The sequence below is a fragment of the Amycolatopsis sp. NPDC059235 genome, from assembly GCF_042754125.1.
In the GTDB taxonomy this organism is placed as follows: Bacteria; Actinomycetota; Actinomycetes; order Mycobacteriales; family Pseudonocardiaceae; genus Amycolatopsis; species Amycolatopsis albidoflava.
In genome coordinates this window covers 18,625-36,393 of sequence record NZ_JBHZAG010000093.1, presented here as the reverse complement: position 1 = coordinate 36,393, position 17,769 = coordinate 18,625, and the positions used below count along the sequence as shown (strand labels likewise).

The 17,769-nt window shown below is 70.8% G+C and carries 19 protein-coding genes and 1 pseudogene; 18 read left to right on the top strand and 2 right to left on the bottom strand.

The genetic code is table 11. The features are described 5' to 3' along the window. Nucleotides 1-191, top strand: a pseudogene (locus ACFXI3_RS39115) (hypothetical protein); the annotation flags it as partial. Nucleotides 192-239: 48 nt separating this feature from the next. Further along, complete coding sequence (locus ACFXI3_RS39110; protein ID WP_378406505.1) at nt 240-818, top strand: hypothetical protein; 579 nt, start codon at nt 240-242, stop codon at nt 816-818. A gap of 431 nt (nt 819-1,249) precedes the next feature. Here the strand turns inward: ACFXI3_RS39110 and ACFXI3_RS39105 are convergent, their stop codons facing one another. Continuing rightward, entirely contained in the window at nt 1,250-2,734 is a 1,485-nt protein-coding gene (locus tag ACFXI3_RS39105) for an aldehyde dehydrogenase family protein (RefSeq protein ID WP_378406503.1), read from the bottom strand. Between the two features lie 291 nt (nt 2,735-3,025). Here ACFXI3_RS39105 and ACFXI3_RS39100 point away from each other — a divergent pair, with 291 nt between their 5' ends. From ACFXI3_RS39100 to ACFXI3_RS39025, 16 genes are all read left to right on the top strand, one after another. Further along, a complete protein-coding gene (locus tag ACFXI3_RS39100) occupies nt 3,026-3,544 on the top strand; it encodes a cupin domain-containing protein (RefSeq protein WP_378406501.1) in 519 nt (172 codons plus the stop codon). 12 nt (nt 3,545-3,556) lie between these two features. After that, the gene (locus tag ACFXI3_RS39095; protein WP_378406500.1) at nt 3,557-4,495 is read left to right on the top strand and encodes a PDR/VanB family oxidoreductase; all 939 of its coding nucleotides are present in this window, start codon (nt 3,557-3,559) and stop codon (nt 4,493-4,495) included. A 9-nt stretch (nt 4,496-4,504) separates the two neighbouring features. Beyond that, nucleotides 4,505-4,753 (top strand): hypothetical protein, encoded by a 249-nt coding sequence (locus ACFXI3_RS39090; protein WP_344278592.1) that lies wholly within the window; start codon nt 4,505-4,507, stop codon nt 4,751-4,753. A gap of 71 nt (nt 4,754-4,824) precedes the next feature. Next, nucleotides 4,825-5,046, top strand: coding sequence for a recombinase-like helix-turn-helix domain-containing protein (locus ACFXI3_RS39085; RefSeq protein ID WP_116204621.1), 222 nt, complete (start codon nt 4,825-4,827; stop codon nt 5,044-5,046). Further along, nucleotides 5,046-6,104: a Rieske 2Fe-2S domain-containing protein gene (locus ACFXI3_RS39080; RefSeq protein ID WP_378406497.1), complete on the top strand. Its 1,059-nt coding sequence runs from the start codon at nt 5,046-5,048 to the stop codon at nt 6,102-6,104. The genes ACFXI3_RS39085 and ACFXI3_RS39080 overlap by 1 nt, the downstream gene beginning before the upstream one ends. A 16-nt stretch (nt 6,105-6,120) precedes the next feature. Then, complete coding sequence (locus ACFXI3_RS39075; protein WP_354738532.1) at nt 6,121-7,047, top strand: VOC family protein; 927 nt, start codon at nt 6,121-6,123, stop codon at nt 7,045-7,047. Then, on the top strand, nt 7,035-7,823 hold the full coding sequence (locus ACFXI3_RS39070; protein ID WP_378406495.1) for an aspartate dehydrogenase domain-containing protein: 789 nt from the start codon (nt 7,035-7,037) through the stop codon (nt 7,821-7,823). Before ACFXI3_RS39075 ends, ACFXI3_RS39070 begins: the two co-directional genes overlap by 13 nt. Further along, on the top strand, nt 7,820-8,608 hold the full coding sequence (locus ACFXI3_RS39065) for an alpha/beta fold hydrolase (protein WP_378406493.1): 789 nt from the start codon (nt 7,820-7,822) through the stop codon (nt 8,606-8,608). The genes ACFXI3_RS39070 and ACFXI3_RS39065 overlap by 4 nt, the downstream gene beginning before the upstream one ends. Further along, nucleotides 8,605-9,345, top strand: coding sequence for a 3-oxoacyl-ACP reductase family protein (locus ACFXI3_RS39060; RefSeq protein WP_378406491.1), 741 nt, complete (start codon nt 8,605-8,607; stop codon nt 9,343-9,345). The genes ACFXI3_RS39065 and ACFXI3_RS39060 overlap by 4 nt, the downstream gene beginning before the upstream one ends. Nucleotides 9,346-9,356: 11 nt before the next feature. Further along, on the top strand, nt 9,357-10,145 hold the full coding sequence (locus ACFXI3_RS39055) for an SDR family oxidoreductase (protein ID WP_378406489.1): 789 nt from the start codon (nt 9,357-9,359) through the stop codon (nt 10,143-10,145). Between the two features lie 13 nt (nt 10,146-10,158). Beyond that, nucleotides 10,159-11,784, top strand: a complete 1,626-nt coding sequence (locus ACFXI3_RS39050) for a thiamine pyrophosphate-binding protein (RefSeq protein WP_378406487.1) — start codon at nt 10,159-10,161, stop codon at nt 11,782-11,784. An 11-nt stretch (nt 11,785-11,795) separates the two neighbouring features. Then, on the top strand, nt 11,796-12,386 hold the full coding sequence (locus tag ACFXI3_RS39045; protein WP_378406485.1) for a dienelactone hydrolase family protein: 591 nt from the start codon (nt 11,796-11,798) through the stop codon (nt 12,384-12,386). Between the two features lie 200 nt (nt 12,387-12,586). Continuing rightward, a complete protein-coding gene (locus ACFXI3_RS39040) occupies nt 12,587-13,969 on the top strand; it encodes an MFS transporter (RefSeq protein ID WP_344278565.1) in 1,383 nt (460 codons plus the stop codon). Further along, nucleotides 13,966-14,859, top strand: coding sequence for an MBL fold metallo-hydrolase (locus tag ACFXI3_RS39035; protein WP_378406483.1), 894 nt, complete (start codon nt 13,966-13,968; stop codon nt 14,857-14,859). The genes ACFXI3_RS39040 and ACFXI3_RS39035 overlap by 4 nt, the downstream gene beginning before the upstream one ends. Nucleotides 14,860-14,872: 13 nt before the next feature. Further along, entirely contained in the window at nt 14,873-15,991 is a 1,119-nt protein-coding gene (locus ACFXI3_RS39030; protein WP_378406481.1) for an FAD-dependent monooxygenase, read from the top strand. Between the two features lie 99 nt (nt 15,992-16,090). Continuing rightward, complete coding sequence (locus ACFXI3_RS39025) at nt 16,091-16,666, top strand: dihydrofolate reductase family protein (protein ID WP_344278557.1); 576 nt, start codon at nt 16,091-16,093, stop codon at nt 16,664-16,666. Between the two features lie 15 nt (nt 16,667-16,681). Here the strand turns inward: ACFXI3_RS39025 and ACFXI3_RS39020 are convergent, their stop codons facing one another. Further along, the gene (locus ACFXI3_RS39020; protein ID WP_378406479.1) at nt 16,682-17,527 is read right to left on the bottom strand and encodes a hypothetical protein; all 846 of its coding nucleotides are present in this window, start codon (nt 17,525-17,527) and stop codon (nt 16,682-16,684) included. Between the last annotated feature and the right edge of the window lie 242 nt (nt 17,528-17,769).

Genomic DNA, 17,769 nt, shown 5'->3' with positions numbered 1-17,769 from the left:
ACCGCCGCACCGCCGCACCGCCGCACCGCCGCACCGCCGCACCGCCGCACCGCCGCACCGCCGCACCGCCGCACCGCCGCACCGCCGCACCGCCGCACCGCCGTACCCGCGACAAACCGTTCCGCCGCCGCACCGCACCGCAGCCCGCCGCGACTTCGCCGGGCACCGCGACCGCCCGGATGTTCGCATAAGCAAATAGCTCCGTGTCGTTTCGGCGGATCCGGGCTTAGGTTCGGGCAATGGCTAACGAATTGACCATTCCGCTCCTGCCCTGCCGCTCCATCGACGACGTCGCGCCGTTCTACGAGATGCTCGGCTTCGAGATCACCTCCCGGCAGGACCGGCCGTACTCGCACCTCGCGGTGCGCCGGGAAGACCTCAATCTGCACTTTTTCGGGATGGACGGCTACGACCCGGCGCAGTCGTACAGCACGTGCCTCGTCATCGTGGCGGACACCGGCGAGCTGTTCGAGGCCTTCGCGGCGGGAATGCGGTCCGTGCACGGAAAACTGCTCGTCTCCGGCATCCCGCGGATGACCCGGCCGCGGCTGCGCAACGACCGCTACACCGGGTTCACCGTCGTCGATCCGGGCGGCAACTGGATCCGGATCAACCAGGCCGCCAAGGAACCCGAGGCGCGGACCAAGCTCGCGAAAGCCATGGAGAACGCCGCGAGGCAGGCGGATTCGCACGGCGACGAACGCCAGGCGCTGAAGATTCTGGAAGGCGCGTTGAAGCGGGCGACCGGCGACGAAGCGGAGTTTCAGGCGGCGCGGGAGTTCCGCGACGAGCTGGCGGAACGGATCGAGGGGGCCTGACCGCCTCGGGGGTCGCAGGTCGTGAAGTGAAGCCGCACCGGGATCGCGGCAATCGGCCGGCGCCCCAGCCGGCAGCGCGGTGTGGCGTAAGGAAAGCCGTTGCCTCCCAGGATGCGCCACGCCAGGGCCAGGCGTTGACTCAGCGTCAATTCTGCTCGTCGTGCGGAGAAGGATTCTTCGGACGGCGCCGATAGCACGCGAGAATGAGCCGTTCCAGGTCGTCGGTGGGAATATTCCACTCGCGGCGGGCGCGGAGCGCGAGGCAGAAGACCGTCAGCCGCGCGCAGCCACCCCGCGACGGTGCATTGCCTCGCGCCGAAGACCGGGAACTACGCGTATTTCTCCCTGATCGACAACGCCACCGGGACCACCGGCTACGTCGCCCGAACCGTACGTAGCGCCGGCCAGCAAGGTCCGCACCTGCTGATGGATCAGCCGCGCGCCCACGGGATCGGTTCGTCCGCCAGGCTCAGGTACAGGCTCTTCTGCCGCTGGTAGCTGCGGATCGCGGTGCGGCCCTTGTCCGTGCCGAGGCCGCTTTCCTTGGTGCCGCTGAACGGCGTCGAGATGCTGAACTGCTTGTACGTGTTGATCCACACTGTCCCGGCGTCGACGCGGCGGGCCAGGCGGAGCGCGCGGCGGTAGTCGGCGGTCCAGATGCCGCACGCCAGGCCGTAGACGGTCGAGTTGGCCTGGGCGACCAGGTCCTCCTCGTCGTCGTAGGGCAGCAGGACGCCGACCGGGCCGAAGATTTCCTCTTGGCACGTCTTCGCGTCCGGGGCGAGGCCGTCCAGCAGGGTGGGCAGGTAATAAGCGCCGCGCGACAAACGTTCATCAGAAGGCATCTGGCCGCCACAAAGGACATTCGCGCCTTCTTCGCGGGCGCGGTCGACCATGGCGGCCACCTTGTCGCGGTGCGCGAAGGTCGCCAGCGGCCCGACCTGGGTGGCGGGATCGGTGCCGGGGCCGAGTCGCAGTGCCGAAGCGGCGGCGACCAGGCGGGCGGCCCAGGCGTCGTACTGCTCGCGGGGCAGGAAGATCCGCGATCCGGCGATGCAGCTCTGTCCGGTCGACGAGAAGATTCCATACAGGATTCCGGCGACAGTCTCCTCGACGTCGGCATCCTCGCAGACGATCGTCGGGGATTTGCCGCCCAGCTCCATGGTGACCGGGATGATCCGGTCCGCGGCGATGCGGCCCAGCACGCGGCCGGTAGTGGTGCCGCCGGTGAAGGCGAGCTTGCCGACCAGCGGATGGCGGGAAAGCGCGTCGCCGACGACCGAACCGGGGCCGGGCAGGACGGACAGCAGCGCGGGCGGGACGCCGGCGTCGTGGATGAGCCGGGCCAGCGCCAGCGAGACCAGGGGAGTGGCTTCGGCCGGTTTGAGCAGAACGGCGTTCCCGGCGGCCAGCGCGGGGGCGATTTTCTGGGCGTCGCTGGCGATCGGCGAGTTCCACGGCGTGATCGCGCCGACGACGCCGATCGGTTCGTGCACGCTCATCGTCAGGTGCGCGCCGCGGCTCGGCGGGAGTTCGCCTTCGAGGGTTTCGAGCGCGGCCGCGTAGTAGCGGAAGGTGCCGGCGGCGCTCGCGACCAGCGCGCGGGTCTCGCCGAGGGCCTTGCCGGTGTTGCGGGTTTGCAGCAGCGCGAGCTGCTCGGCGTGGTCCTCGATCGCGTCGGCGACACGCGTGAGCAGGCGGGCGCGCTGGTGCGGCAGCAGGTCGCGCCACGCCGGATCAGCGGCGGCTTCGGCACCGGCGCGGGCGGCGGCGTCGACCTGGGAAGAGTCGGCGGCGTGGATCGAGGCGACTGTCGAACCGTCGGCGGGATCCACGCACGCGGACGCGGGACCGCCGCCGCGCTGCCAGCCGCCGCCGACCGGGATTTCGTCGGGCGGGACGGGGAAGGGCTGCATGGCGAGGTCCTCTCGGCGCGGGTGACGGGGTGCGACCGAGGAAACCTTAGACCTAAGATTTCGTCAAGACCCGGCCCGGCGAAGGTCCGTGAAGGGCTCCTTGAAGGAATCAGATTCCCTCGAGGGGTCCTTCACGGCCCGCGAGCCGCCGGGAGGGTGCTGGAAAGAATTTTAGGCCTAAGGGGTTGTGCGGATCACAGCCTGCGGGGTACAACCCTTACCAGTAAATCTCTTAGACCTAAGGCATTCGGCGGCGAGCCCGCCGAGGACCACCGGAGGAGTTGCCCCGCGATGACCACCACCGAAAGCAAGCACCAGCCCCTCGAGGAGCTCATCGACTCGTGCATCGCCGCTCGCGAGACGCGGTACGAGGACTGGGACACCCTCGGCTTCCAGGCCGCCGCGAAGGGCGACGAGTTCCGCCGCGCGCAGATCCGCTACATCGGCTCCGGCGCGACCGGCAACCACGACGGCGACGCCCGCCAGCTGCCCTCGGAGCACTTCACCTTCTCCAACATGCGGCTTCCGGTCGGCGCGATCGGCCCGGAGCACACCCACCACGACGTGGAAGAGGCGTTCTTCGTCCTCGAGGGCACGCTGGAGGTGACCGTGCACGACGTCGAGGACGGCACCAAGACCGCCACCCGCACCCTCGGCTACCGCGACCTGATCCGCGTGCCCGCCGGAGTGCCGCGCAGCCTGCGCAACGCCGGCGAGACCGACGCGCTGTTCTGCGTGATCATCGGCGCGCAGAAGCCGCAGCTGCCGACCTACCCGCCCACCTCGCCGATGCACGGCGTCACCCGCTGAGAAGAGACCGCGATGCCGACGATGCTGCGGGTGCACCGGACGACGTGGCTGGCCGACCGGGTCACGCAGGTGGAACTGCGCGATCCGGACGGAAAGCCGCTGCCCGGCTGGGAGCCGGGAGCGCACCTTTCCCTGCACCTGCCGAACGGGCTGGTCCGCGAGTACTCCCTCTGCGGCGACCCGGCCGACACGCACGCGTGGACGGTCGCGGTGCTGCGGGAGGAATCCTCGCGCGGCGGCAGTGCGTGGGTGCACGAGCGGCTCACCGCGGGGAGCGTCATCCCCGTCGAGGGCCCGCGCAACACCTTCGAACTGCACGACGCTCCGGAGCACCTGCTCATCGCCGGCGGCATCGGCGTCACCCCGATCCTCGCGATGGCGCGGAAACTCGCCGACGGGTCCGCGCCGTGGTCCATGCTCTACTGTGGACGGTCGCGCGGCGGGATGGCTTTTCTGGACGAGCTTTCCGGGCTCGCCGGGGACCGGCTGGAAGTGCACGCCGACGACGAGCACGGCGGCCCGCCCGATCTGGCCGCGAGGCTGGCCGGGCTCGCGCCGGGCACGGTCGTGCATTGCTGCGGCCCGGAACCGCTGCTGCGCGCGGTCGAGGCGGCGTTGCCGGAAACGGCGACCTTGCGGGTCGAACGCTTCCGTGCCCCCGAGGCTCCGGCGGCCGCGCCGGGAACGGGATTCGACGTCGTGTGCGCCGGTTCCGGCACCAGGGTTTCGGTATCCGCCGACGAGTCCATTGTGGACGCGCTGGGGCGCACCGGGATTTCCGTGCCCACCTCGTGCCGCGAGGGCGTGTGCGGGACTTGTGAAACGAAGGTGCTCTCCGGCGAGCCGGACCACCGCGATTTCGTGCTCGACGACGACGAGAAAGCGATCGCCGGAACCATGATGCTCTGTGTGTCCCGGTGCCGGTCCGCCGAACTCGTTCTGGATCTTTAGGAGCCGGCCATGGCCGGACACACCCACCGGCAGCTCGCCGTGCTGCGCGCCGCCGCCGCGGGGCACGTGGAAATGACGTGCAGCCGCGAACCGCACCTCTACGTCGACGGCCTCGCCTGCTGCGACCCGACCCTCGGGCACCAGCTGGCCGGGCTGCTCGCCCCCGAACCGGCCGCTCCGCGCGGACCGGGGCTGCGGGTGCCCGCGGTGCTCACCGCCGCCGGGCAGGCCGCGCTCGCCCCGACCGCCGCCGCTTGAGGCCCGGGCGCGGCGATCCCGGTGAGAACCGCGCACGAGGCCTGACCACCACGAACCGAAGGGAACGTCCGATGCCGCTGCAGCTGCGGCCGGTGCAAAGCCGCACCGCCCCGCCGACGAGCTACGAGAACGCGCTGGCCGACGAGCTGGAAGCCGTCTACGGCCGGGGCGTGCACGACCTGCCCGGCGTGGTCTCCGCGCTCAACGCGGGCGGTCTGCGCCCGGCGGACGGCGCCGACTGGACCGAAGAGACGTTCGCCGCCGAACTCGCTCGGCTGGCAGGGGAGGCGTGATGGCGACCAAAACCGCCGAAGAGCTGCTGGCACTGGGCCTGCGCGACCGCTGGTACCCGCTGTGCCCGTCCGGCACGGTCAAGCGCGGCGAGCTGACCCGCATCGAACGGGCCGGTGAGCAGCTGCTGCTCTGGCGCGACTCCGCCGGCGTCGTGCACGTTCAGGAAGACCGCTGCCCGCACCGCGGCGCGCGGCTTTCGCTCGGCGTGCACATGGGCGACCGGGTCGCGTGCAACTACCACGGCGTGCAGGTGGACGGCGACGGTGTCGTCGTGTCGGTGCCCGGCAGCCCGGGCTGTGCGCTGGAGGGCCGTCCCGCGCTGCGGACGTTCCCCGCGCAGGAGCACGCCGGTGCGGTGTTCGCCTGGTTCGGCCTGGACGAGGCCGCCGAGCCGACGCCGTTGCAGGTACCGGACCCGATCGCGGGCGGCGAGTGGGACCACTTCCTCTGCTACGTCGAATGGGACGCCCCCTACGGCTACTCCCTGGACAACCTGCTCGACCCGATGCACGGCGCGTTCCTGCACCGCAACAGCCACACCATGTTCGGCGGCAAGCGCGAGGCCGTCTTCCAGATCCGTGCGATCGACGACGGATTCGTCTTCGAGAAGACCGATCAGCGCGGCGTGAACTTCGACTGGGTGCAGCTCACCGACGCCGGCGCGCAGTGGGTCACGCTCGACATCCCGTACCCGGACACCGCCGGCCCGGGCGGCGCGTTCACCATCGTCGCCGCGCTCTGCGCGATCAACGAGACGCAGCACGCGGCGTTCTTTTGGCGCTGTCGCAAGGTTTCCGGCTGGGAACGCGACAGCTGGCGCATCCTCTACCGCAACCGGCTCGAAGCCCGGCACTGGGCGGTGCTGGAGCAGGACCGCGAGATGGCCGAGGCGATGCCGCTCGACGCGTGGGACCGGGAAAACCTGTACCAGCACGACATCGCGCTCGTCCGGATGCGCCGGCTGCTGCGTTCGGAGGCCCGTCGCCAGGCCGCCGCGCTCGCCGCTCCGCCCGCCGCACCGGCTCCGGCCGCGCCCGTGCCCGCCCCGACCCGCTGAAGTTTCAGGAGGCCCGATGTCCGCCGAACCCATCGCACGGCTCCGCGCCCTGCGCGCGGTGACGCTGCGTTCGACGCAGTGCGCCGATTCCGGCGAGTTCTACCGCGAAGTCTGGGGGCTGCAGCAGGTCGAAGCCGACCGCGGCGCCGTATGGCTGCGTGGTTCCGGCGACGAGCACCACGTGCTCCAGCTCGAACAGGCCGACCAGAACGCGCTGGGCAAGATCGCGTTCGCCGTCGCCACCCCGCGCGAGGTCGACGCGGCCGCCGCCCGGCTGGCCGCGCACGGTGTCCCGCTCGTCACCGAACCCGGCAAGCTCGACCAGGTCGGCGGCGGGTACGGCCTGCGCTTCGCCGACCCGGAAGGCCGTCTGGTGGAGCTGTCCGCCGAGGTCGACGCCGTCGTCCCGGGCGATCCGTACGGACGCGCCGCGGTGCCGCGGAAGCTGGCGCACGTCGTGCTCAACACGGTCGACATCGACGCGGCCTGCGAGTTCTACACCCGGGTGCTGGGCATGCGGATCTCCGACTGGTCCGAGCACCAGATGGCGTTCCTGCGCTGCAACGCCGACCACCACGTGATCGCCTTCAACCAGGCCGAATTCGCGTCGGTGAACCACATCGCGTACGAGATGAACTCGATCGACCACTTCATGCGCGGCATCGGCCGGCTGAAGCACAACGGCGTCACGCCGCTGTGGGGTCCTGGCCGGCACGGTCCCGGCAGCAACACGTTCGGCTACTTCGCCGACCCGGCCGGGCTCGTCTGCGAGTACACGTCCGAGGTTGCGCAGGTCGAGGAAGACGCATGGCTGTGCCGGGTGTGGCGGCGTACGCCGGAGTTGTCCGACCTGTGGGGCACCGCGGGTCCGCCGTCGAAGGACGTCCGCTCGCACATGCGCGGCGTGCCGGATCCCGGTTACTCGGCTTGGTGGCAGTCGTGAAGGTAGGAGTGCTGGGCGCGGGATCGATCGGCTCGGTCGTCGCGGAAGCTCTGCGCGACGGAAAGGTGCCGGGCGCGGAGCTGGCCGGGGTCGTCGATCCGGCGCTTTCCCCGGCAGGACTGCCGATGTGCGCGTTGCCGGAGCTGCTGTCCACTTCGGACTTGGTGGTCGAGGCCGCAGGCCAGCGAGCGTTGACCGACGCTGGGCCGCAGGTGCTGTCGGCGGGCTGTGACCTGCTGGTGGTTTCGGTCGGCGCGCTGGCGGCGGACGGGTTGCTGGAGAAGCTGCTCGCGGCCGGACCGGGCGCGGTCCATTTGTCGACTGGCGCGATCGGCGGGCTTGATCTGCTGCGGTCGGCGGCGCTGCTCGGGTCGTTCGAGCGGGTGGTCATCGAGACGACGAAGAAGGCGTCCTCGCTGGTCCAGCCATGGATGTCGGCGGAAGAAGCGGAAGCGCTGCGGCAGGCGACCGCGCCGGTCGAGTTGCGGCGCGGTCCTGCGCGAGAGATCACCGCGGCGTTCCCGAAGTCGGCGAATGTGGCCGCGTCGGTGGCGTTGGCCGTGCGGGATTGGGACGTCGTGGAGGCGGCGGTGATCGCCGACCCGGCCGCGCCGCTGACCTCGCACGTGATCACCGCGGTCGGCCCGGCGGGGGAGTACCGGTTCGAGATCAAGAACCGGCCGTCGCCGCAGACGCCGACGTCGAGCCAGGTTGTGCCGTACGCGGTGCTGTCCGCGCTGGAAGCCTTGGCGACACCGAGGGCGGTGTTCCGGTGACTTCCACTGTGGACGGTGTGCAAGTACGGACAGCTGGCGACGGCAGCCCGGTGCTGTTGCTGCACGGCATCGGCGGCTCGAGCGCTTCGTTTGACGCACAGCTGGCGGGTCTCGCACCGAAACACCGCGTACTGGCTTGGGACGCACCGGGTTACGGCGGTTCGGCCGACCCGGAAAAGCCGTTGGGCATGGCCGGATACGCGGCGCTCGTCGGCCGTCTGCTGACCTCATTGGACGCGGTGCCCGCACATCTCGTGGGCGTGTCGTGGGGTGGAGTGATCGCGACCCGCGTCGCGCTGGAGTACCCGGAGGTCGTGCGGTCGCTGGTGCTGGCCGATTCGACGCGCGGCTCCGGCATCGACTCCGAGCGGGCCGCGGTGATGCGGGCCCGGCCGAGCGAGCTGAACCGGGTCGGTGCGGCGGAATTCGCTCGCCGTCGCGCTCCTCGATTGCTTGCACCCGGCGCTGATCCAGCTGTGGCACAACGGGTCGAGGACATCATGGCGGGCATCCGGTTGCCCGGGTACACCTCCGCCGCGGAATCCATGGCCGAGACGGATCACGGTCCGCGGCTGTCCCGGATTTCGGTGCCGACGCTGGTGCTCGTCGGCGAGCACGACCAGGTCACCGGTGTCGCCGAGGCGCGGCGGCTGGCCGCGTCGATCCCGGGCGCGCGGCTGGAAATACTCCCCGGCGGGCACGCGGCGAATCAGGAGTCCCCGCGCCGGTTTTCCACCGAGGTCTTGGACTTTCTGTCCGAAGTGGACGCGGTGGTGGCGCGATGAAGGACCGGCTGTATGTAGTCACCGGCGCGGGCCGCGGTCTCGGCTGGGCGATTGCCCGCGAGATCGGCCGGCAAGGCGGTCGCGTCGTCGTCGCCGAACGGTCTCCGGATCGCGCGGCGGACGGCGTCGCTCGGTTGCAGGCGGAAGGCGTTGAGGCGCATCGGATCGACACGGATGTCGCGGATCCGGATTCCGTCACGGCTTTGGCGGACGCAGTCGCGAAGCTCGGCCCCTTACACGGCTTGGTGAACAACGCGGCGATGGCCGACGGCGTGGGCGGCAAGCATTTCGCTGAGCTGGACGTCGAAGCGTGGGACACGCTGATGACCGTCAACGCTCGCGGCCCGTGGCTGGTCTCCCGCGCGCTGTATCCGCAGCTCGCGCAGACCGGCGGACGCATCGTGAACCTCGCCTCCGACGCCGCGCTGTACGGCTCGCCGCGTTTGGTCCAGTACGTGGCCTCCAAGGGCGCGGTGATCGCGATGACCCGCGCGATGGCCCGCGACGGCGGCCCGGACGGCGTGACCGTCAACGCGGTCGCGCCGGGGCTGACCGAGGTCGAAGCCACCGCGGGCATTCCGCAGGAGCGGCACGACCTGTATGCGCTGAATCGCGCGCTGACCCGGCCGCAACAGCCGGAGGACGTGGTCGGTTCGGTGGCGTTCCTGCTGTCCGACGCGGCCTCCTACATCACTGGCCAGACCCTCGTGGTCGACGGCGGATTCGTCTGCAGCTGAAGGGAAAACCCGTGGATTTGGGATTGAAGGGCCGCGCGGTGCTCGTCACCGGGGCCAGCTCCGGCGTCGGGCTCGCGACCGCCGCCGCGCTGCTGGCCGAGGGCGCGCACGTCGCCGCCTGCGCCCGCGACGGCGTCCGGCTGGAGAAGGCCCTCGCCGATCTGCCTCGCGCCGAGGGTGCCCGGCTGTACACCGCGTCCTGCGACGTGCTGGACGAGGCGCAGGTGGAAACCTTCGTCGCCGACGCCGCCCGCGAGCTGGGCGGACTGGCCGGGATCGTGAACAACGCGGGCCGGTCGCTGATGGCGCGGCTCGCCGAGACGACCGACGAGCAGTGGCGGGAAGAGTTGCAGCTCAAGATCTTCTCGGTGCTGCACGTCGTCCGGGCTGCGTTGCCGTGGCTGCGCGAAGCGGCGAATCCCGCTGTGGTGAACGTGAACGCGATCCTCGCCCGCCAGCCCGAACCCCGGTTGGCGGCGACGTCAGCGGCCAGGGCGGCGCTGCTCAATCTCTCCACGACACTCGCCACCGAACTGGCTGAGGACGGCGTGCGGGTCAACTCCGTCTGCCTCGGTCTGGTCGACACCGGACAGTGGCGGCGCCGGTACGAGGCCTCCGGCAGCGGCTTGTCCTTTGTGGACTGGTCGGCGGAACTGGCCGCCGATCGCGGAATCCCGCTGGGACGACTCGGCACCGCGGAAGAGGTCGCTTTCCCCATCGTCACGCTGCTTTCGCCGCGTGCCTCCTACGTGACCGGCGCGACGATCGACGTCGGCGGCGGCATCGCTCGTTATGTCTAGAAGGGACGGACCCATGAATCACGGTCACGGAGGCGAGCTTCTCGTCCGCCTGCTGTCCGAAGCCGGAGTGGACACCGCCTTCGGCGTGGTGAGTGTGCACAATCTGCCGCTGGTGGAAGCGGTTTCGCAGCATCTGCGGTTCGTGCCGGTGCGGCACGAAGCCGCCGCGGTGAACGCCGCCGACGGGTACGCCCGGGCCAGCGGCGGCCTCGGCGTCGCGATCACCAGCACCGGCACCGGCGCGGGCAACGCGGCGGGCGCGCTGGTGGAGGCGCTCACGGCGGGCAGTCGCGTGCTGCACGTGACCGGCCAGATCGACTCCGAATTCCTCGGCAGCGGCCGCGGAGTCATCCACGAGACGCGCGACCAGATCGGCATGCTGAGCGCGATTTCCCAGCACGCGGCCACGATCACGTCGGTCGAGACCGCCGAGGACACCCTGCGCGCGGCGATTCGGCACGCGCTGTCAGTGCCGAGCGGTCCGGCCAGCGTCGAGTGGCCGATCGACCTGCAGTACTCGCGACACGAGTTCCGTCCTGGCTCGCTTGAGTCGACCCCGATCCCGCCGCCCGACGCCGTCGCCCTTGCGGAAGCAGCAGAATTGCTTGCCGCTGCACGCCGTCCGGTGTTCTGGCTCGGTGGAGGCGCGACCGGTGCGCGCGACGAGGTGCGCGCGCTCGCGGAACGGCTCGGCGCGGCGGTGTTCACCAGCAACTCCGGCCGCGGCACGGTGCCGGAGAACCACGAACTGGTCGTCGGCAACTTCGCCGCGCACGAGTCGGCCGCGCAGCTCCTCGCCGACGCGGACCTGCTCGTCTCGGTCGGCACGCACTTCCGCTCGAACGAAACCAAGCACTACCACCTGGCGCTGCCCGAACAGCACCTGCAGATCGACGTCGACGCCGACGCGCTGGGCCGCGTTTACCCGGCGACCGTCGGAGTGCAGGGCGATGCGGCGGTGGTGCTGAACGCATTGTCCACTGTGGAATCCAACACCGAATCCGGCTGGCGCGACCGCGTGGTCGAGACCCGGAAAGCCGTGCGGGACAAGCTGAACGAGGCAATCGGTCCGTACGCGGAGATCTGCGCCGCACTGCGCGACGGCCTCCCGGCCGAGTCCGTGATCGCCCGCGACGTCACCATCCCGTCCAGCCAGTGGGGCAACCGCCTGCTGGACATCCACGACCCGCGCACCAACGTGTTCCCGGTCGGCGGCGGCATCGGACAGGGCCTCGCCACCGGCATCGGGGCCGCGCTCGCGACGCCGGACGCGCCGACCCTGGTGATGGTCGGCGACGGCGGCCTCGCGGTGCACCTCGGCGAACTGTGCACGCTGGCGCAGGAACGGCCGTGGCTCGCGCTGGTCGTGTTCAACGACGGCGGATACGGCGTGCTGCGCAACATGCAGGACCACCACCGCGGCCAGCGCGCCGGGGTGGACCTGTACACGCCGGACTTCGCGCGCATGGCGCAGTCGCTGGACCTGCCGCACGAGCTGGTGTCGAAGCCGGGCCAGTTCGCCGACGCGCTGGCGAAGGCGGTGGCTCAGCAGGGGCCGTTCGTCATCGAGGTGGACGTGACCGCCCTGCCCGCGACTCCGCGGCCGTTCGTGCCGCCGGTCCCGGTTCCGGAGAGCTGAGGAGACAAGACGTGGGAGGCACCATCGAAGCTGCCGAAGTCCACCATCACGGGCACGGACCCGCGAACCGCCGCCGCCGGGTGGTGCGGACGTCCGCGCCGTTGCTGGTGCGGCATCCGCCCGGCCGCGTGCGCGGCGCGGTGCTCGTGCTGCACGGCGCCGCCGGGCTCGACGAACCCGTCGAGACCACCTGCCGCACGCTCGCTAGCTGCGGCTACGTCACCGTCGCGCCGCTGTTCTACTACGAGACCGGCGGTCACACTTTCGGTCCGGGCACAGCGGAAGCCGCGTTCGCCGCACTCGCGCTTTCCGACCTCGAAGCCGACCTCGCCGGCGCGCTCGACTACCTCGGCACCCGGCTGGGAATGCCGCGCCACCGCGTGGCCGCCGCCGGTTTCGGCTCCGCCGCTCACCTCGCCGAACTGGCCGGCGTGGACCTCGCCGCCGCTCTCGGACCCGAGCCGCCACCCTGGCCCGGTACGCCCCAATTCGACCCGCATGCGCCCGATCGGCTCGTGCTGCCCGCCGGACCGTCCGCCGCGGACGACCTGGTCCGGTTCCTGGACGCCGCGCTGCCGGACTCGACGCCCTCAGGTCCGTGACGAAGCCCGCCCCAATGTGGCATTGGGTGCGTCAGACGCACCCAATGTGGCATTCGGTGCGTCACATGCACCCAATGCCACATTGGGGCGCGAACCCCGCTCCCTGCCCGGCCGCGACGGCAGCTGCCCAGCACCGCCTTGATTTCCGGCCGCCTGAACCCCCTACGATCGATTGCACGCTCCGGCTCCGAGGAGGGCCCATGAGTATCGCCGCCACCCCCGAGGTGACCCAGCGGGACATCGCCGCCCGGCTGGAACGGCTCCCGATGTCGCGATGGCAGGTCTCGATCCGCCTGATCATCGGCATCGTCACGTTCTTCGAGGCGTTCGACCAGCTGCTGATCGCCTACACCCTGCCGGTCATCGGCCGCGAATGGCACATGACGACCGCGTCCAGCACCGCGACGCTGACCATCGGCTCGATCGGCATGCTGCTCGGCGCGCTGGCGTCCGGCTGGGCCGCGGACCGGATCGGCCGCGTCAAGGTGATTACGCTGTGCGTCGCCGTCACGGCGTTGTGCAGCCTGGCGATGACGTTGTGCACCGCGCTGCTGCCGTTCCTGATCCTGCGGTTCGTGCAGGGTCTCGCGATCGGCGGGGAAGTGCCGACCGCGGCCGCGTACATCGCGGAGATCAGCCGGGCCCGCCGTCGCGGCCGCTTCGTCCTGATGTACGAGATCGTCTTCCCTGCCGGTCTCGCGGTCGGCGCGCTGGTCGCGGCCTGGGTCATCCCGCACTGGGGCTGGCGTCCGCTGTTCGCGCTGGCCGCCGTCCCGGGTCTCGCCGCGGTGCTGCTGCAGCTGCGGATTCCGGAGTCGCCGCGCTGGCTCGCCGCGCACGGGCACACCGAGAAGGCCGAGCAGACGATGGCGCTGATCGAGCGCCGGGTCGAGGAATCCCTCGGCCGTCCGCTGCCGCCGCCCGCTGAGGCCGCCGCGGCACCGGCGGCGGCGCCCGCGAAGCGCGGCTCGTTCCGCGACCTGTTCGCCGGCCGCTACCGGCGGCGCACGCTGATGGTGTGGACGATCTGGTTCGTCGGCTACCTCGCCAACTACGGCATCACCTCGTGGCTGCCGACGCTGTACAAGGGTTCGTTCCACCTCTCGATCGGCCAGGCGCTCTGGTACAGCACGGCCACGTCGGTCGCCGGTCTGGTCGGCTGCCTGATCGCCGCGCTGGTCGTGGACAAGCTCGGCAGGCGGGTCGTGCTGGCCGCGGGCCTGGGCGGGACGACCGCGATGCTGGTCGTGCTGGGCGCGCTCGGCGCCGGGACTCCGTTGCAGCTGCTGGTGTGGTCGTCGCTCGCGGCGATGTTCAACTTCGCGGTGAACGTCTGCCTGTACCTGTACACGCCGGAGCTGTACCCGACGCGCAGCCGCGCGCTGGGTGTCAGCCTCGGCGGCGTGATGAACCGGTTCGGCCTGATCCTCGGCCCGATCCTGGTCGGCGCGCTGTACGCCGGCGGCAGCGGACTCGCCTCGGTGTTCCTGGTGCTCGGCGGGATCTGCCTCGTCGGCGCGCTGGTCGCCGGGTTCTTCGCCGAGGAGACCAAGGGCCGCACGCTCGAAGAGGTTTCGCCGTGACGGACCCGCTCCGCGTGGTCCTGCTCGGCACGGCGGCCGGGCCGTACCCGGCGCCGGGCCGGCAGGGCTGCGCGAACGCGGTGGTGGTCGGCGGGCGCGTCTACCTGGTCGACGCGGGTTACGGGACGCTCGGCAAGTACGTCGCCGCCGGGCTGTCTCTGCGCGACCTGGCCGCGGTGTTCGTGACGCATCTGCATTCCGATCACGTCGCCGAGCTGTTCACGCTTTTCCTGCTCGGCTGGGGCCCGGCGAATCAGGGCGTCGTCGATCCGGTTCCGGTCTACGGCCCCGGCCCGGACCCGACCGACCCCGGCCCGCCCGCCGCGGGAACGGCGGGCCTGATCGCGGGCAATCTCGCCGCGTTCGGACAGGACGTCGCGGTGCGGCAGCGGACCAGCGACCGGCCGCGGCTGGCCGGCCTGATCCGGGCCACCGACGTCTCGGTGGCCGGGGAAACCGTTGTGCACGAAGACGATCGGGTGCGCGTGACAGCTCGGTCCGTCCCGCATCCGCCGCTGCATCTGGCGCTGGGCTACCGGTTCGAGACCGAGCACGGCGTGGTCGCCTTCTCCGGCGACACCGCCCGCAGCGACGCGGTCGGCGAGCTGGCCGCGGGCGCCGATTTGCTGGTCCACGAAGCGATGGAGCCCGATTTCTACCGCAGCATCGGCTATTCGCCGAAACTGCTGGACTTCCTCGCCGCCTCGCACACCTCGCCGGCGGACGTCGGCCGGGTCGCCGCGGCGGCCGGAGCTCGCCGGGTCGCGCTGTCGCATCTCGGCCCCGCCGATCCCGCCCGCCTGGACGACGAGGGCTGGCTCAAGCGAGTCCGCTCGCACTATTCCGGCCCGGTCGTCGTGGGCCACGATCTGCTTGACCTCACCGTTTAAAGGAGCTTTCGCTGTGCCGGAAATCGCGATCGTCGGCGGCGGGATCGGCGGCCTGGCCGCCGCTGTCGCCCTGCGGAAGGCCGGATTCTCGCCGGTCGTGCACGAACAGGCGGGCGGATTCGGCCGCGTCGGCGCGGACATCAACCTGACGCCCAACGCCGTGCGCGCCCTCGACGGCCTCGGCGTCGGCGACGAACTGCGCGAAACCGCGGCGCGGCCGAAGTACCGGATCAGCCGCACCTGGGACACCGGCGAGGAGACTTCGCGCCTGCCGATGGGCGACGAGGCCGAACGCCGCTACGGTTCGCCGCAGCTGACGATGCACCGCGCGGATCTGCTGGCCGCGTTGGAACGCGCGCTGCCCGACGGCGTCGTCCACTTGGGACACAAGCTGACCGGACTGTCCACAGCGGACTCGGTTTCGCTGGACTTCGGTTCTTCGGAGGCATCCGCGGACGTCGTGATCGGCGCCGACGGAATCCACTCCGCCGTCCGCACCGCGTTGTTCGGCGAGGAACACCCGGAGTTCACCGGTGTCGTCGCGTACCGCGCGGTGCTGCCCGCGGGCTCGGTGGACGTGCCGAACCTGGACTCCTTCACCAAGTGGTGGGGCCCGGATCCGGACACGCAGCTGGTGACTTTCCCACTCAACCGCGGCGCGGACGTATTCGTCTTCGCCACGACCCGGCAAAGCCAATGGCGGCACGAATCCTGGACCACCCCAGGCGACGTGGCCGAACTGCGCGAGGCGTACCGCGGCTTCCACCCCGAGGCCCGTGCGCTGCTGGAGGCGTGCGAGTCGGTGCTGCAATCGGCGCTGTATGTCCGCGATCCGCTGCCGACCTGGTCCGCCGGCCCGGTGACGCTGCTGGGCGACGCGTGCCACCCGATGATGCCGTTCATGGCGCAAGGGGCGGGAATGGCCATTGAGGACAGTGTGGTGCTGTCGCGGGCGCTGGCGGCGTACCCGAATACGGAGGTCGCGCTGAAGGCGTACCAGGCGGCCCGGCTGGACCGGACGCGCGAGGTGCAGCTGGCCTCGCGGAACAACAGCTGGCTCAAGCAGAGCGGAACCAGTTCGACCGCCGCGGACGCGATCTACGGGTACAACGCCTGGCACACTGCGGTGTGACCCAGGTCATAATCAGGGTTCCGGGTGGCGTGTCTGATCGGGCCGGGTCCGTTCGACGCTTAGGTGAACAGGCACCATCCCGAACCAGGAGCTGATCTCATGCGCACCCTCATCGCCACCGCGTTCGTGTCCCTCGACGGCGTCGTCGAAGCCCCCGGCGGCGAGGCCGGCTACCGGAACGCGGGCTGGACGTTCAAGGACATCGAGTTCGACCCGGCCGCCTACGCGCTCAAGGGCGCCGAGCAGGAGGAAGCGGCCGCGCTGCTGCTCGGCCGCGTCAGCTACGAGGCGTTCTCGCCGGTGTGGCCGGACATGACCGAGGAATTCCCGCACTACAAGGTGATGCCGAAGTACGTCGTGTCGACCACGCTGCGCGACGAGGACCTCGTGACGAACTGGGGCGAAACGACCATTCTTCGCTCGCTTGACGAGGTCGCCGCTTTGAAGGAAACCGAAGGCGGTCCGATCATCGTCAACGGCAGCGCGACGCTGGTCCGCGAGCTGACCGACGCCGGGCTGGTCGACCGGCTGAACCTGCTGGTCTTCCCGGTCCTGCTCGGTGCCGGGAAGCGGCTGTTCAGCGAAACCGACAAGGACAAGCAGCCGCTGAAGCTGGTCGAAAGCGAAACCTACTCGAACGGGATTCAGAAGCAGATCTTCGAATTCGTCCGCTGAGCGCCCGCCCGGTGGTCAGGTCACCGGGGTTTCTTTGCCTGGTGCGCCCGCGTCGGACACGCCGCGAATCGTGGCGGCGCGGGTGAACCAGCTGTCGAACAGGTCGCGGTAATGCGCGGTGCGCGGCGACCGGTCGTCCGGCGACAGCCGGTCGTAGAACTCGAAGGGCCGGATCCGGTCGCCTTCGGTCCATTGCAGGTACGAGGCGAACACGGTGCCGTCGCCGAAGCGGAAGCCGTGCACGACCGGCACGCAAGCGTAGGACTTCAGCTCGACGACGATCCCTCGCCGGTGCAGGTCCTCGGCCTCCTGGTCGAGGAACGACCGGATCCTCGCCGTGGTGCGGCGGGCCTCCGCGGCCCACTCCCCGGGAAGCTCGCCCGCCCGGTCGATGAAGTCCGGGTCGAGGCACAGCAGCGTGATGCGCCAGCCGGTGGGCCGGTCGTGCGAGGTCAGCCAGGTGGCGAGCACCGGCCAGACGGTGTTCAACGTCAGGCCGAGCACTTCAAGACGACGCTGCCGCCGTCCGGTCGCGGCGTTCTCCAGCGACGAGAGCACCTCGGTGAGCGAATGCGTGACGGCTTCGCGCTCGACGCCGGCCAGCCGGGTCCGCAAGCCCCGGACCTCGCGCCCCAGCTGGTAGACGGCGATCGTGGTGACCTCCAGCATCACCCCGATCAACGCGACGAGCCCGGACAGCTCGAGCCGCCCGACGTAGCGCTCGATCACCAGCCGGGTCGGTTCGATCGTGACGAGGATCAGGTACACCCCGGCGAGCAGCGCCACCGAGGTCGTGACGATCTCCCAGATCTGCCGGACCCGGATGGACACCTGCGGCCGGTCCCGCCGCTTCCGCCTCACGACGACGCACCCGACCTGGACAGCATTCGACGTCCCCCTCGGCGTTCGCTCACGGGCCCATCGTGCCGGTGCGCGGGCGCGGCACGCTAGGGCGGACCGGGTGCTCGCGCCGCTGGCGCGCCGCGGGGATTCCGCTCGGCGAGAGGTGCTGTCCGGAGGACCTCGACCGGTGGTCGCGGGAACCGGTTCTTGCTGACCGTGTCTCCGCCGCCCCTGTCCGGCGTCGCGGGCACCGGGCGAAT